General features: G+C 68.2%; 12 protein-coding genes. 9 read left to right on the forward strand and 3 right to left on the reverse strand.

The features are described from left to right. Window positions 1-115: 115 nt before the first annotated feature. Genes cas3 through cas2e form a run of 8 tightly spaced genes read left to right on the forward strand, consistent with a single transcriptional unit; the run spans window position 116 to window position 9232 of the window. The gene (gene cas3 / locus AB0B28_RS02760; RefSeq protein ID WP_360115386.1) at window positions 116-2878 is read left to right on the forward strand and encodes a CRISPR-associated helicase Cas3'; all 2763 of its coding nucleotides are present in this window, start codon (window positions 116-118) and stop codon (window positions 2876-2878) included. Continuing rightward, complete coding sequence (gene casA / locus AB0B28_RS02765) at window positions 2875-4509, forward strand: type I-E CRISPR-associated protein Cse1/CasA (protein WP_360115389.1); 1635 nt, start codon at window positions 2875-2877, stop codon at window positions 4507-4509. The genes cas3 and casA overlap by 4 nt, the downstream gene beginning before the upstream one ends. Continuing rightward, window positions 4509-5228 (forward strand): type I-E CRISPR-associated protein Cse2/CasB, encoded by a 720-nt coding sequence (casB, locus tag AB0B28_RS02770; protein WP_360115392.1) that lies wholly within the window; start codon window positions 4509-4511, stop codon window positions 5226-5228. The genes casA and casB overlap by 1 nt, the downstream gene beginning before the upstream one ends. A gap of 2 nt (window positions 5229-5230) precedes the next feature. Continuing rightward, window positions 5231-6346: a type I-E CRISPR-associated protein Cas7/Cse4/CasC gene (cas7e, locus tag AB0B28_RS02775; protein WP_360115395.1), complete on the forward strand. Its 1116-nt coding sequence runs from the start codon at window positions 5231-5233 to the stop codon at window positions 6344-6346. Continuing rightward, window positions 6346-7086: a type I-E CRISPR-associated protein Cas5/CasD gene (cas5e, locus tag AB0B28_RS02780; protein WP_360115398.1), complete on the forward strand. Its 741-nt coding sequence runs from the start codon at window positions 6346-6348 to the stop codon at window positions 7084-7086. The genes cas7e and cas5e overlap by 1 nt, the downstream gene beginning before the upstream one ends. Window position 7087: 1 nt before the next feature. Further along, entirely contained in the window at window positions 7088-7813 is a 726-nt protein-coding gene (gene cas6e / locus AB0B28_RS02785) for a type I-E CRISPR-associated protein Cas6/Cse3/CasE (RefSeq protein WP_360115908.1), read from the forward strand. Between the two features lie 25 nt (window positions 7814-7838). Beyond that, entirely contained in the window at window positions 7839-8843 is a 1005-nt protein-coding gene (cas1e, locus tag AB0B28_RS02790) for a type I-E CRISPR-associated endonuclease Cas1e (RefSeq protein WP_360115401.1), read from the forward strand. A 59-nt stretch (window positions 8844-8902) separates the two neighbouring features. Continuing rightward, window positions 8903-9232 (forward strand): type I-E CRISPR-associated endoribonuclease Cas2e, encoded by a 330-nt coding sequence (gene cas2e / locus AB0B28_RS02795; protein ID WP_360115404.1) that lies wholly within the window; start codon window positions 8903-8905, stop codon window positions 9230-9232. 1457 nt (window positions 9233-10689) lie between these two features. Here the strand turns inward: cas2e and AB0B28_RS02800 are convergent. Genes AB0B28_RS02800 through AB0B28_RS02810 form a run of 3 tightly spaced genes read right to left on the reverse strand, consistent with a single transcriptional unit; the run spans window position 10690 to window position 12739 of the window. Continuing rightward, a complete protein-coding gene (locus tag AB0B28_RS02800) occupies window positions 10690-11235 on the reverse strand; it encodes a DinB family protein (protein WP_360115407.1) in 546 nt (181 codons plus the stop codon). Window positions 11236-11265: 30 nt separating this feature from the next. Further along, window positions 11266-12129 carry a GNAT family N-acetyltransferase gene (locus AB0B28_RS02805; RefSeq protein WP_360115410.1) on the reverse strand — a complete coding sequence of 288 codons (864 nt, stop codon included), beginning with the start codon at window positions 12127-12129 and terminating at the stop codon, window positions 11266-11268. Between the two features lie 7 nt (window positions 12130-12136). After that, window positions 12137-12739, reverse strand: a complete 603-nt coding sequence (locus AB0B28_RS02810; protein WP_360115413.1) for an AAA family ATPase — start codon at window positions 12737-12739, stop codon at window positions 12137-12139. A 350-nt stretch (window positions 12740-13089) separates the two neighbouring features. Here AB0B28_RS02810 and AB0B28_RS02815 point away from each other — a divergent pair, with 350 nt between their 5' ends. Then, window positions 13090-13320: a hypothetical protein gene (locus AB0B28_RS02815; protein ID WP_360115416.1), complete on the forward strand. Its 231-nt coding sequence runs from the start codon at window positions 13090-13092 to the stop codon at window positions 13318-13320. Window positions 13321-14463: the final 1143 nt, after the last annotated feature.

The following is a 14463-nucleotide window of genomic DNA, read 5'->3' on the forward strand; positions in this document are numbered from 1 at the left end:
CGAGTAAGTCTCACGTGTGAGGTGTGCGCTGGAACCTGTATGGGATGCCGCTCGGTTGTCGCCCGCGGCGCGAAGCTGTTGGGGGAAGTCCTCCTACTCGGATGCGAGCGCGTGGATGCCGCTCCACCGCCACTTGTCCGATTCCGCGGCTGTGGCCGCTCACCTGTATAAACACTTCCTGGCCGCCTCGGTCCGGCGACTCATCGCCGCCGCGCTGCCCGGCGGCGACGACGACGCGCTGCTGCTCTGCACCTGGCTCGCTGGCGTTCACGACATCGGCAAGGCCAGTCCCGCTTTCGCGATCCAAGTTCCAGAGCTCTTCGCGGGCATGGAATCCGAGGGCCTCAAGGCCCGCCTGCAAGTCCACGCCGATCGCGCCCATGCCCGCCACGAGCTCGCCGGGATGCTCATCCTCGACCGCTGGCTCGAGAAGCGCCACCACTGGGACACCTCCCGCACCGCCCAGTTCAGCGTCGTCGTCGGCGGCCACCATGGATTCCCGCCCGACGACGCCCAATGCGTCGGCGCCCTCGACCGCCCGCACCTGCTCGGCTGGTCCCGGCCCGAAGGCCGACTCTGGCGCGACACCCAGTTCGAACTCCTCGACTGGGCCGCCGAGTCCACCGGCGTCCGCGACCGGCTCACCGCCTGGCGCGATGTCCAACTCCCGCAACAGGTCCAAGTCCTCGTCACCGGCCTGGTCATCATGGCCGACTGGATCGCCAGCAATCCCGACCTCTTCCCCTACCGCACCGACACCGCCTTCGACCCCACCCGCATCAAAGCCGGCCTCGACCAACTCGACCTCACCGCCCCCTGGAACGCCGTCGCGCCCAAGCCCGCCGACGATCTCCTGACCGTCCGCTTCGGACTCCCCGACCACCACCGACTCCGACCCGTCCAGGCCGCAGCCCTCGAAGCCGCTACCACCGCCCCCGCGCCCAGCCTCATGATCATCGAAGCCCCCATGGGCGAAGGCAAGACCGAAGCCGCGCTCCTCGCCGCCGAAGCGTTCGCGGCCCGCTGCGGCGCGGGCGGCTGTTATCTCGCGCTGCCCACTCAGGCCACATCGGACGCGATGTTCGCGCGCGCCCTCGACTGGGCCGCCCGCCTCCCCGACCACGACCGCGATCGCGGCGCGCACAGCATCGCGCTCGCACATGCCAAGGCCTACTTCAACACTCGCTACACCAGGCTCTTCCATCGAGGCGAACCCGCCGCCGTGGCACAGGACGACCGCGAATCGCGCGCGAACCTCATCGCGCACCGGTGGATGGCCGGGCGCAAGAAGACCATGTTCAACAGCTTCGTCATCGGCACCGTCGACCAACTGCTCTTCGCCGCCCTCAAGGCCAAGCACCTCTCGATGCGCCACCTCGGCCTCGCCGGGAAGGTCGTCATCATCGACGAGGCCCACGCCTACGACGTCTACATGGGCGTCTACCTCGACATGGCCCTCGAATGGCTCGCCGCATACGACGTCCCGGTCATCGTGCTCTCGGCGACCCTCCCGGCCGCCAGACGCGCCGAGCTCATGGCCGCCTACCAGAGGGGACGCCAAGGCCCCCAACCGATCAGAGGCCGCCGCCGCGCCAGGCGGCCCGAGCCGCGGGTCCTCCACCCCGAACTCCAAGGCGACATCGGCTACCCCGCCGTGATCACCGGCGGCGCTACCGGTCCGGCCACCGTCGCACGCGTCGCTCCTTCAGGCCGCGCCACCGCCGTCGAGCTGCGCAAACTCAACGACGACCCCGACACGCTCATCGCCACCCTGCAACGCGAACTCGACGGCGGCGGCTGCGCGCTCGTCATCCGCAACACCGTTCGGCGCGTGCAGGAAACCGCCGAAGTCCTCCGCGAGACGTTCGGCCGCGACATGGTGACCGTGGCCCACTCCCGCTTCACCGCCCCCGACCGCGCCGAGAAGGACACCTTCCTGCGCAACAGCTTCGGCCCGCCCGAGAACGGCCACGAGCGGCCCGCCAAGCACATCGTCGTCGCCAGCCAGGTCGCCGAGCAGAGCCTCGACATCGACTTCGACGTGCTCGTCACCGACCTCGCCCCCGTCGACCTCGTCCTCCAGCGCATGGGCCGCCTCCACCGCCACGAACGCGCCTACCGCACCCGCCCCGCCCGCTGCCACATCACCGGAGTCGACTGGGAAGCCGAAGTGCCCCAAGCGGTCCGAGGATCGATCGCGGTCTACCGGAACTGGGCGCTGCTCCGCTCGGCCGCAGCCCTGCTCCCGTTCCTCGACGGCGAGCGCATGGTCATCCTTCCGGGTGACATCGCCCCCCTCGTCCAAGCCGCGTACAGCACAATGGACATCGGCCCTCTGTCCTGGCGGAAGGCCATATCGGCCGCACTGGAAGACGACCTCGCGAAGCGCGCCGAACAACGCGATCGAGCCGCCACACACCGGCTCCGATCCCCATCCGCCCCCGGGCAGCCGCTCCTCGGCTGGCTCCACGGAGGCGTCCCCCTCCCCGACGAGACCGCCCCCGAAGGGCGGGCCATGGTCCGCGACATCCCCGTCGACACCCTCGAAGTCCTGCTCATCGCCCGCGACGGCGACACGTTCACCACCCTGCCGTGGCTGCCGCGCCTCGGCGGCGTGACCCTCCCGACCGACACGACCCCCGACGACACCCTGGCGAGGGCCCTCGCCGCGACCACCCTCAACCTCCCGGCCTCGATGTCCGGCCCGGACGTGCTCGAAGCCCTCGAAACCCGCCTGCCCTGGCTCGACGCCTGGCAGGACTCCAAACCCCTTGCGGGACAACTCGTCCTCGACATCGACCTCGAACACGGCACCGACCTCGCCGGCTTCCACCTCGACTACGACCGACACGACGGATTGCGGGTACGAAAACTGTGACCCCCGAATTCAACCTCATCGACGACCCCTGGATTCTGGTCGAACGCCACCACGGCGGTCCCGCGACCGTCTCCCTGACCACGCTCTTCGGCGACGCCGCCGACTTCACGCGCATCACCGGCGACCTCCCCACCCAGGCCCTGCCGATCCTCAGGCTCGCCCTCGCGATCGTCCACCGGGCGATCGAAGGACCGGCCACCTTCGCGGACTGGAAGGACCTGTGGGACGCCAAGCGCCTCCCGGCCGAGGACATCGCCGACTACCTCGCCGAACACCGCTCCCGGTTCGACCTCTTCCACCCCGAGACGCCCTTCTACCAGGTCGCCGACCTCACCACCAAGAAGACCGAACTCGGGCTCGCGGCGTTCATCGCCGACGTCCCGACCGGCAACCCCAAGTACGCCACCCGCGCCGCCGAGGGCCTCGAACGCATGGACTTCGCCGAGGCGGCCCGGTGGCTCGTCCATTGCCACGCGTTCGACCTCTCCGGCATCAAGGGCGCCGCCGAGGGCGACCCGAGAGCCAAGGGCGGCAAGAGCTATCCGATCGGACCGGGCTCCCTCGGCCGCCTCGGCGGCGTCTACGCCGAGGGCGACAACCTCGCCGAGACCCTGATGCTCAACCTGATCCCCGACGAGTTCCTCTACGGCGAAGACGCCCCCGACGAGGACGACATCCCCGTCTGGGAACGCGACCCACACGGTCCCACGCCCGAGGACCGCCAACCGCCCGGCATCCCGAAGGGCCTGTGCGACCTCTACACCTGGCAGTCGAGGAGACTCCGCCTCGTCGCCGACGACACCGGCGTCACCGGGGCGCTCATCTGCCAAGGAGACAAGCTCGAACTGCGCGACCAGTTCGCGAACGAGCCGATGACCGTATGGCGTCGCAGCGAGCACCAGCAGAAGCTCCTCAAGTCGGCCAAGCCGATCTACCTCCCGCGCCGACACGACCCCGACCGGAACGTGTGGAGAGGCCTGAGCGCCAGCCTCCCCGCGCTCTCCGCCGGTAGCACTGCGGGAGCCAAGTTCCTGCCGCCGAAGGTGGTCGACTGGATCGGCTTCGCCAGCAACCGAGGCCTCATCGCTCGCGAGAGGACCGTCCACTATCACGCGACCGGTATCGCATACGGCACACAGGAAGCCGTCATCACCGAGATCATCGACGACCGCCTCAGCGTCGCCGTCGCGCTCTTCGAAGCGGACAACCGCGAACTCGCCATCACCGTCGCCGACGCCGTGATCGAAGCCGAGAAGTCCGTCTGGGCCCTCGCCGCCCTTGCTCGTGACCTCGCCCGCGCGGCGGGCGGACGCGACGGCGTCGAAGGCGCGGGCATCGCCGCCTCGGTGACCGCGTACGCCGCGCTCGACGACCGCTACCGCGTCTGGCTCGCGAAACTGGGACCCGACACCGACACCGATGCGGCACGCGCCGAATGGCAGCGGACCGTCTGGCAGGTCGTCCGCGACCACGGCGCGCGACTCGTCGCCGCCGCCGGACCCGCCGCGTGGGTCGGGCGCGGCGAAGGCAAAGACCTCATCAACACCCCGCTCGCGGAACTGCGATTCCGCGACCGGCTGCGCCTTGCGCTCGCACTGGCGTTCCCTCCCAGACCAGAGGAGCCCGCCTGATGGCCGACAACCCCTTCACCGACGGCGCCCACGCCGGGCGGATCAGAAGACCGCGAAACCCGAGGCGGCCCAGGCCCTTCGGGGCGCATGTCGCCGAAGTCGTGAGTGGACTCCAGGCGCGATACCTGAAGCAGCGCCCCGACGCGATCGCCACGCTCGCCCAGCTCCGCCACGCAGTGAACGCCGAACCCGGCACCACGGGCCTGGAGGCCGCCTGGCTACCCGACGCGCTTCTCGAACTCGATCACCGCCGCTACGACGACGAGACCCATCCCCGAGCCACGCCCAGCGAACGGGCGCTCCACACCGCCGTCACCTTCTTCGCCCTCCACCAGCAGTCCCAGCGCGATCAGCGGATGCACACCCCGGGCACGAGCTTCGCGAACGCCGTGCAGTGGCTCGCGACCGTGAACGCGGACGGCACCGTCTACAAGCGATTCAGTTCTGTCAGTTCGGCCTCCAGCTACGACGAGATCACCTACCACGCACGCCACCTCGTCAAGCAGCTCCGCGCCGCCAAGATCGGCTTCGACTACGGACTCTTCGCCGACGACCTGCTCACCTTCCAGCGCCAGGGACCACTGTCCAACGGCCTCACCGGCCCCGATCATGTGCGTTCCCTCTGGGGGCGCGAGTACTGGCGAGCCGCCCTGCCCAAGGCGAAGATGCCCGCACCGCCCGACGACAGCGCCCCCGACCCCTCTACCGACCAGGAGTAGCCATGTCCCGCACCATCATCGAAGTCCACGCCATCCAGACCGTGCCCCCGGCGAACCTCAACCGAGACGACACCGGCTCGCCGAAGTCGGCCGTATTCGGCGGCCAACGCCGGGCCCGCGTCTCCAGCCAGTCCTGGAAGCGGGCCATCCGCCTCGACTTCCGCGACACCCTCGACGCCGCCGACCTCGGTTGGCGCACGAAGCAGGTCGTGGACCTGGTCGCAGGCCGAGTGACGGCGGCCGACGCCGCGCTGGCCGATCGCGCGCGCGACCTGACCGTGGCCGCGTTCAGCGACGGCGGCGTCAAGGTCAAGCTCCAGAAGCCAGGGGCCAAGATCGAAGAGGCCGGGTACCTGGTCTTCTTGAGCCACAACCAGGTCGAGAACCTCGCCGCCGCGATCGTCACCGCCGCACAGAACGGCGAGAAGCTCGACAAGAAGGCCGTCAAGTCCCTCCTCGCCGACCGGCATTCGATCGACGTGGCGCTGTTCGGCCGCATGATCGCCGACGACTCGTCTCTGAACGTCGACGCCGCCTGCCAAGTGGCCCATGCTATCGGCGTCCATCCGGTCGAGACCGAGTACGACTACTTCACCGCCGTCGACGACGAGAAGGACCGCGACCCTGAAGAGGACGCGGGCGCGGCGATGATCGGCACCGTCGAATTCAACTCCTCGACCCTCTACCGGTACGCGAACCTCGACGTGAACCTGTTGCGAGAGAACTTGGGCGACGACGCCGCGACCGCGCGGGCCGCCGAAGCGTTCGTGTGCAGCTTCATCAACTCGATGCCCTCGGGGAAGATGAACACGTTCGCGAACCGCACGCTGCCCGACGCGGTGCTGGTGACCGTGCGCGACAGCCAGGCGATCAACCTCGTCGGCGCGTTCGAGCAGCCGATCCAGGAGTCCAACGGCCGCATCGAGAAAGCGTGCGAGGCCTTGGTGAAGCAGCTCGACGCCGTGGCCGAGACGTACGGCGAGGAGCCGGTGCGGACCTGGACGCTGCGGCTCGGCGAGCGCACCAAGGCCCTCGCCGAGACCGGCGAGCAAGTGAACCGCGACGGCCTGCTCGCGGGGGTCGCGGCGCTGGTCACCGAGCGGCTGGGTTCGGCCTGATGGCCGAGAGGACGCTCCTGCTGCGTCTGGCCGGGCCCTTGCAGTCCTGGGGCACGACCAGCCGCTTCACCCGCCGCGCAACGGATTACGCGCCGTCGAAGAGCGGCGTGCTCGGCATGCTCGCGGCCGCGAGGGGCCTGCGGCGCACGGAGCCGCTGACGGAGCTGCTCGGGGTGCGGTTCGGCGTGCGCGTCGACCAGCCGGGGATGATGCTGCGCGATTTCCAGACCTCCCGGCCGCTGGACGACCAGAAGGCGAACGCGACGCTCGCCGAGCGTTTCTACCTCTCGGACGCGGTCTTCCTCGCGGCGGTCGAGGGCGAGGAGACGCTCGTCGACGGTTTGGCGGAGGCACTGGGAAGGCCGCGTTTCCTGCCTTATCTGGGGCGGAGGTCGTGTCCGCCTTCGCAGCGGATCCTGATCGGTGTCACGTCGCTTTCGATGGTCGAGGCCTTGAAAGGGCACAGGTGGCTTGCCTCGGAGCACCATCGTCGCCGTCAGGGGGCGAAGGTCACGCTCGACATCGTGCGCGACGTGCTTCCTTCGGACTCCGACCAGCGCGGTGACTCGGTCCATGATGAGCCGGTGAGTTTCGATCCACGGCATCGCCGATACGAGTGGCGGCGGGTTCGTCCTGACGTCGCGGAAGTCGACAATCCTGATGCCCGCGTGAAGGTTCCGGCCGGTGACGGCGACGGTGGCGGGCCGCGTCACGATCCTCTCGCTTTCTTCGGAGGCTGACATGTACTTGACACGTTTCCGCTTCAACACCGCCCGCCGCGAATCGCGGCGCCTCCTGGGCAGGACGCAGTTCCTTCACGCGGCAGTGTTGCACGCTTTCCCCGAACCCGAACGGCTGCAAAGCGATGAGGGCCGCATCCTGTGGCGGCTCGACCAGTCCGCGCGACATGACGCGGCGCTGTACATCGCGAGCCCGGAAGAACCCGACCTGACCCACCTGGTCGAACAGGCCGGCTGGCCCACTCGATCGGACGGCAGAGGCTGGGAGACCCGGCCGTACGGGAAGCTGTTGGCGGCCTTGGAACTTCAGCAACAGTGGGGATTCCGGCTGACCGCCAATCCTGTCCACTATGTCCGGCGCAAGCCCGACCTCCCGAAGCAGCGCCTCGCCCATGTCACTCCGCGGCAACAGCTTCAGTGGCTGCTCGACCGCTGCGAATCGCACGGTTTCACGATCCATGAACGGCCGGACGGCTCCGCGAACGTCACGGTCCACGACCGCGATTGGCTTCGTTTCACCAAGAGCAGCAATGGGGGCGAGAGTCGAGGCGGAGAGATGGGAAACAGGACCGCGACACCGGTGACGATCCGCAGAGCGACCTTCGACGGCGTCCTGACGGTCGAGGACCCGGACAAGCTCCGCCGCGCGCTCGTGTGCGGTATCGGCAGGGCAAAGGCATACGGCTGCGGCATGCTCACGCTAGCCCCGCTCGCGGGGAGCAGCTGATGTCCAGTTCCTTCTGGGGCACATGATGTCCCCAATCCCCGGCGTCCCGCCCCCGGACCTGCCCGACCTGGTTCGGGTCGAGGACCGGTTGACGTTCCTCTACACCGAACGCAGCACCATCGGCCGCGACGCGAATGCCGTGACGATAACGGACACAACGGGAGTCGTCCACGTCCCGGCCGCCGACCTCGGCGTCCTCATGCTCGGGCCGGGCACGCGGGTCACGCACCAGTCGATGCTGCTGCTCGCCGAGAACGGCTCGACCGTGATCTGGGTGGGGGAGTTCGGTGTCCGCTACTACGCGCACGGCCGCGCGCTCGCCGAGACGAGCCGCCTGATCGAGGCGCAGGCGCGTCTGGTCAGCGACCGGTCGCTTCGTCTGGGCGTCGCGCGGCGGATGTACGCGATGCGGTTCCCCGAGGACGATGAGGTCTACACCCTGACGATGCAACAACTCCGAGGTCGCGAGGGTGCCCGTGTGCGGTCGACGTATCGCGAGCACGCGAAGCGAACCGGTGTCTCTTGGGGCTCAAGGAAATACGACCCGGCCGACTTCGACTCGGGCGCCGCGATCAACCGGGCGCTCTCGGTCGCCCACTCCTGTTTGTACGGCGTGGTCCACGCCGTGACGGTGGCACTCGGGGCTTCTCCGGCCCTGGGCTTCATCCATTCCGGACATTCACGTGCCTTCGTGTACGACATCGCCGACCTTTACAAGGCCGAGGTGACGATCCCGGTGGCGTTCGACGTGGTGGCGGCTGAACCGCAAGACGTGTCAACGGCGACGCGGCACGCGGTGCGCGACGCTTTGCAGTCGGGCAAGGTGCTTGCGCGATGCGTGAAGGACATCCGTGACCTACTCGTGGCCGTCGACGACGATCTTGGCACTGCTGACTCCGAAAACCGAGACGACTACTGGATGCAGACGGCCGAGGTCCGTCTCTGGGACGAGTCGGGCACGGACGTCGCTGGCGGCGTGGACTATTCAGCCGGAACCGACCACCCTGACGAACCCGAGGTGCCGTTCTGATGACGGTGATCGTATTGACGGCCTGTCCTGCTGGACTGCGGGGGCATCTGACGTAATGGATGCTGGAGATCTCAGCGGGAGAGTTCGTCGGCAAACTGAGCCGACGAGTACGAGAGCGCCTCTGGACCAAAGTCCGCGAACTAGCGGGCAACGGCCGGGCTCTCCTTGTCTACCAGACCCAGAACGAACAGGGCTACACCTTCGAAACCCACGACCACCACTGGGAACCGGCAGACTTCGACGGCCTGACCTTGATGCGCCGCCCCTCCCAGGCCACCAAGAAGAGCCCCAAACTCAAACCAGGCTGGAGCAACGCCGCAAAACGCCGCAAGTATGGAGGCAAAGGTCCGGGAGGGAAGAACACGAGAGGTGAGGCTGATGAACGCTGACCCATGTGGGTCACCCCTCCGGCCACTAGACCCATGTTGCCCACAATGGAGAGTGATTTCCAGCCTTATCTCTCGATAGCCCCACCCCAGTTCAAGAAGTGTGCTCCCCGCCCAAGCGGGGATGAGCCGTCGCCCTCAACGAGCGGCGGCCCGACCGCGCCGTGCTCCCCGCCCAAGCGGGGATGAGCCCACTGAGCAGTTCTCATGGGCGCGGCTCACGCTGTGCTCCCCGCCCAAGCGGGGATGAGCCCCGCGCGCGCTGGCCGGCCGACTCGATGCTCCCGTGCTCCCCGCCCAAGCGGGGATGAGCCGGAGGGCCGCGACGTTCTCCAAGACGACGAGCCGTGTGCTCCCCGCCCAAGCGGGGATGAGCCCATCATCCACCTGGTCAACTTCCTCGCCGACACGTGCTCCCCGCCCAAGCGGGGATGAGCCGGGTTCGAAGACATGTAGGGTTTACCGTTGCTCGTGCTCCCCGCCCAAGCGGGGATGAGCCCGCGTCACGGACGGGAGCGACCAGTGAGGCACTGTGCTCCCCGCCCAAGCGGGGATGAGCCGGTCCGCGTCGAGAGGCGGCCCCTCATAGGCCGGTGCTCCCCGCCCAAGCGGGGATGAGCCGGGCAATCATCTAGCGAACGCCTCTGCGTTCGGGTGCTCCCCGCCCAAGCGGGGATGAGCCAGCACCGTGAGGAGAGCTACCCAAGCAAGACCGTGCTCCCCGCCCAAGCGGGGATGAGCCGCGGCCGAAACCCCGGTCCGGCGGTGGGCGAGGGTGCTCCACGCCCAAGCGGGGATGAGCCCCGCGGTTCCCACTCGTCTCGCGCATTGATGTGGTGCTCCCCGCGCAAGCGGGGATGAGCCCGCGGGTTCGAAGTCGGGCGAGGGCTGCAAGGCGTGCTCCCCGCGCAAGCGGGGATGAGCCTCCTCGAACAAGGAGGGCCGCGACGTTCTCCAAGTGCTCCCCGCGCAAGCGGGGATGAGCCCCGGCTTGCCCAGTTGTGCGGGCCCATGTCGGAGTGCTCCCCGCACAAGCGGGGATGAGCCCGTTCGAAATCCTGGAAGTCGGGCGAGCTCGTGGTGCTCCCCGCGCAAGCAAGGATGAGCCCGAATCCGCTGCGAGGGGGCGCCTCGTCGGGAGTGCTCCCCGCACAAGCGGGGATGATCCCCCTTGCCGGGCCCACGTGTACCCGCCGTCGTCGTGCTCCTCGCACAAGCGGGGATGAGCCCGTGACCAGGGGCACGACGAGAGAGGGAGTCTCGTGCTCCCTGCTCAAGCGGGGATGAGCCCCGGATCCGCACCGGGATCATGGGACTCGCCGGATGCTCCCCTCACGAGCGGGGATGAGCCTGGCAGCACCCACGACGTCCACACGTCAAGGCGGTGCTCCCCGCCCAAGCGGGCTTCGCGCCGTTGCTGACCTGGCCATGGGTGCTTGGCCGCCATCATGATCGGCCGGTTACAGGCCGATCCGGCCGTCGATGCGTTCGCGCAGTAGGTCGGCGTGGCCGTTGTGTTGGGCGTATTCCTCGATCATGTGGAAGGCCACCCAGCGCAGCGTCAGGCGGTGGCCGGGCTTGTAGCGGTTGGGCATTGACACCGCTTCTAGGCTCGGCGCCTCGGCGATGAGCCGGTCGGCGAATTCGGCCGCGTCTTCCCAGGTTCGCCATCCTTCGGCGACGCAGTCGGGGTCGGGGATCGCCCCGTCGAAGTCGGCGTTGGGCTCGGCTTTCGAGCAGTACAGGTAAGGCACGTCCATTCCGGACAGACCCCGCCGGAACCAGCCGTGCTCAACCTCGGCGAGGTGTCGGACTAGGCCGAGCAGCGACATCGTCGACGGCGGCACCGCCCGGGCGGCGAGCTGTGCAGGTTCGAGCCCGGAGCACTTGAGACGCAACGTCTCCCGGTGCCAGCGCAGGAATCCGAGCAGCATGTCCCGCTCGCTCCCTTCGCCGTCCGGCATGGTGCGCGGGTCGAGTTCGGCTTTGATGAATTTTTCGGCCATGCCGGGAGCCTCCTGATAGGAGCGAATCTGCTAAGGGCGACTGAGGTCGGTGACCTCCGGGCCGGGCACGTAACCGGCGGACTTGTAGGTCGCCAGGGCCGCCTGGTTGGAACCCTCTGCGCAGACCGTGGCCGCGGAGGCGCCCATCTCGCGCAGGGCGTGGGCGCCGGCGATCGCGATCGCCTTGCCGTGGCCTTTGCCTTGGTGGGCTTGGTGAACGCCCACGGGTTCGAGGAGGCCGGGCTTGCCTTGGCCTGCCGACCACACCGTTGCCGCGGCTACCGCTTCGCCGTCGGCGTTGTAGGCGACCAGGCAGCGGGCGTTGGCGTACGGGGTGCCCTCTGCCATTGCCTGCCAGCGCTCTTCGCTGAACTTCGAGCCCGGGAACGCTGCTTTGTGGACTCCGATTCGGTCCGCCAGGTTGTTCGGACCGACTACTTTCACTTCGAGGTCGATCTGGGGAATCGGCTCCGACAGGTTGCGCACCATCGGAATCCACGGCTCGTCCGGTTGCCAGCCTGCGGCGCGCAGGACCTCGGTCAGGCGCCCGCCCCAGAGCACCTCGGCGTTCGCGCTGTCTTCGAGGAAGATGCCCCCATCGGCCCGGCTCATGTCGTCGGCCATCTGCGCCGCGAGCTCGTCGTCCCAGTGCGCCTCGGGCGCCACGGCCAGCCGCAGGACATCGGGGCCGTCGAGCATGCCCACCGCGAGGATCTCCCCGTCGCGCACCCAGGTACGCAACGAGGCGGCGGTCTTTTCGGGTCCGAACTGCCAGAAATACCCGACGTCGCCCGGATGCAATTGCATAGGTGCATCATCCCGCCGCCACCGCGCGAGGGCGTGGACCACGTCGTCGAGGTCGGCGGTGGTCGGGGTGTGCAACGAGATCGGCATGCCCTGATCAAACCGGCTTGAGCCTGGGGCGTCCAACGATTAACGAGTCGCGTGGGACGGGAACGCCTGGACTTTCCGCCGCGAGATAGGCACGGACCTTGCCGAGGTTGGTTTCGAGCGGCTCGACGGCGTCGACTGTCAACTTATCGACGGTCAAGGGCGGGAACCGGACGCGCATGCGTTCCACGTGCTCCCAGTCGATCTCGTGCCAGTTGGGAATGTTCCGCTTTCGGCCTTCGATCCGTGTCCGATGCAGCTCGACATCACTGCACACGCACTCGATGACGCGCAACTCGCCACCGTGCTCAGCAGCGGTCCGGGCCCACTGTTCGGCGGTTTCGTCGTTGATGACGCTGTCGGTGATGGCCGACTGCCCGAGCATGAGCTGCCTGGCTGCCAACGCCTCGGCGAGTCCGTCGTAGAGCGCGAGGTAGGTCGGCTCGTCCATGCCGTCGAACACCCGATACGGCTTGAGCGACCCCATCAGCCAGTCGCTTGCGTATACCGGCGTCCGCGAGACTCGCGCAAGGGCTTCGGCCAGCGTCGACTTCCCCGTGCCGGGGAGGCCCGTGAACGCGACGATCTGAGGAACCTTGTTGTTGGCGTGCATAGGAGCCTCTCTTGATACTCCCCGCAATGTCCCACACCCGGCCGCTTCAAGCAAACGGCCGGGCCGGTTTGGGCCCGGGTTCAGGCGGCAGCGGCGAAGAGGTAGGCGGCTGGCCTGGTTCGTGGTCGGGGAAAGGCCGAAGTGGGCCTGGGTTCGGGCGGCGGCGACTACGGGGTGAGGGGTTGGCGCGAGCTGTTTTCGGGGCCGGGCCGGTTTGGGCCTGGGTTCGGGCGGCAGCGACGAAGGGGTGAGGGGTTGGTGCGGGCCGTTTTCGTTGCCGGGCCCGATCGGTTTGGGGTTCGGGCTGGCGGCGACGGGAGCCGGTGGGAGAGGGCCCGAGGTGGGTTGCCGTGGCCTGGCCGGTGGGGGCGTGGGTTCGCCCGGCGGCGGCGGTCAGGGTGGCGGTGGCGGTGGCGGGCATGACGACCGTGCCGGTTGCCGTTGCCGTTGCCGTTGCGGTCGGGGTGGCGGTGGGCATGGTGGAAGTGCCGGTCGCGGTTCCCGTGCCGGACATGCTGATGGTCGTGGTGTGCTGCATCGCTGTTCACCTCCTTCCGCTTCCTCGTGACCCGGGTTCGTGATGCCGGGTTTGACCGGTGGTGGCCTTCGCTTTTCGAGGCCATGCTGCCTCGGCCCTCGGCCTTTCGGCGTCGCGCCCACACTTCCTCAGGCCCGGTGCCTCCCGGCCCTGGCCCATCCTGCGTCAGGCCCTCGGCCTTCCGGCCTTGCGCCCATGGCGTGTCGGGCCTTCGGCCTTGCGGCGTCGCGCCCATGCCTTCGGTGGCCCTCGCCTTGCGGTGTGGGCCGGTACACGGCGTGCGTGGGGTGTTGCGGTGTCCTTGTCTCTGTGGCAAGGCCGTAGCAACTATCCCCGTCGCTTTGTCGTGGTGGTCTCGAGTGGTCTGGCCCGGGAGTGGATACCCGGTGAGTGTCGTGCTCCCTTGCCAGTCCTGACCGCCTCGATACGGTGTGCCTCGTTCTACCGACACTGCCTCCTGGCCAAGGTGATCCCGACCAAGTGATCTCTGAGCCCTCCCTGATCCCATGTCCCGCTCTGAGACAAGCTGCCGGAAGCGACCCAAACCCGATCATACGAAGGATTGAACGCAACCCACCCCCGAGATTGACCGGGAGCGCGAGATGGTCGGCTCGATCTTCGCCGAAGTGACGAGCGGGCCAGAGGCTTGGCTTAGTCTGCTTGCACCCAACACGCCACCCGTACGAAAACCATGTCCCTGTACGTACACCAATCATCCCACCCACCAGGGACACTGTCATCACCCACAGGGGTACACAACCCTCACATTCGACCCCGAACCCCAAGCGCCGCAACCACACTCACACCCGGCCACCGACTGCCGACCCCGCCCGACCGCCCGCCTCGCCGTCGCTGCCGCCTTTGACCTTCACCCACCACACACCCGAACCCGCCAACCAACCCCGAGCGGCCCACTGCCTCGTCGTCGCCGCCCTTAACTTTCCCCCACCAAAACCCGGTCGTGGAGGTCGCGTTCGGTCTGGAGCGTGGAAGGTGCCCGGGATGTGGACCTGGGCGGGGTGTTGGGGGTGGGTTGTTAACGGGGGCAACGGGATTCAGTTAATTGGTGGGGTGGGTGGGGGTCTGGTGTCTATGGACACCCGGGCGTGGTGGGGGTACCTTGAGGTTGGGTCGGGACCCTGTGGGGTCCCGTCGCCGCACCCCAGGACATGCAATGGCTCCTCAA

Origin of the sequence: Glycomyces sp. NPDC046736, assembly GCF_040645615.1 — a bacterium.
Classification (GTDB): Bacteria; Actinomycetota; Actinomycetes; order Mycobacteriales; family Micromonosporaceae; genus Glycomyces.

Coding starts and splice junctions, on each gene's coding strand:
- cas2e (WP_360115404.1), top strand. CDS start 8,903: ATGCTGGAGATCTCAGCGGGAGAGTTCGTCGGCAAACTGAGCCGACGA.
- cas7e (WP_360115395.1), top strand. CDS start 5,231: ATGTCCCGCACCATCATCGAAGTCCACGCCATCCAGACCGTGCCCCCG.
- casB (WP_360115392.1), top strand. CDS start 4,509: ATGGCCGACAACCCCTTCACCGACGGCGCCCACGCCGGGCGGATCAGA.
- AB0B28_RS02810 (WP_360115413.1), bottom strand. CDS start 12,739: ATGCACGCCAACAACAAGGTTCCTCAGATCGTCGCGTTCACGGGCCTC.
- AB0B28_RS02800 (WP_360115407.1), bottom strand. CDS start 11,235: ATGGCCGAAAAATTCATCAAAGCCGAACTCGACCCGCGCACCATGCCG.
- cas1e (WP_360115401.1), top strand. CDS start 7,839: ATGTCCCCAATCCCCGGCGTCCCGCCCCCGGACCTGCCCGACCTGGTT.
- AB0B28_RS02805 (WP_360115410.1), bottom strand. CDS start 12,129: ATGCCGATCTCGTTGCACACCCCGACCACCGCCGACCTCGACGACGTG.
- cas5e (WP_360115398.1), top strand. CDS start 6,346: ATGGCCGAGAGGACGCTCCTGCTGCGTCTGGCCGGGCCCTTGCAGTCC.
- cas6e (WP_360115908.1), top strand. CDS start 7,088: ATGTACTTGACACGTTTCCGCTTCAACACCGCCCGCCGCGAATCGCGG.
- cas3 (WP_360115386.1), top strand. CDS start 116: ATGCCGCTCCACCGCCACTTGTCCGATTCCGCGGCTGTGGCCGCTCAC.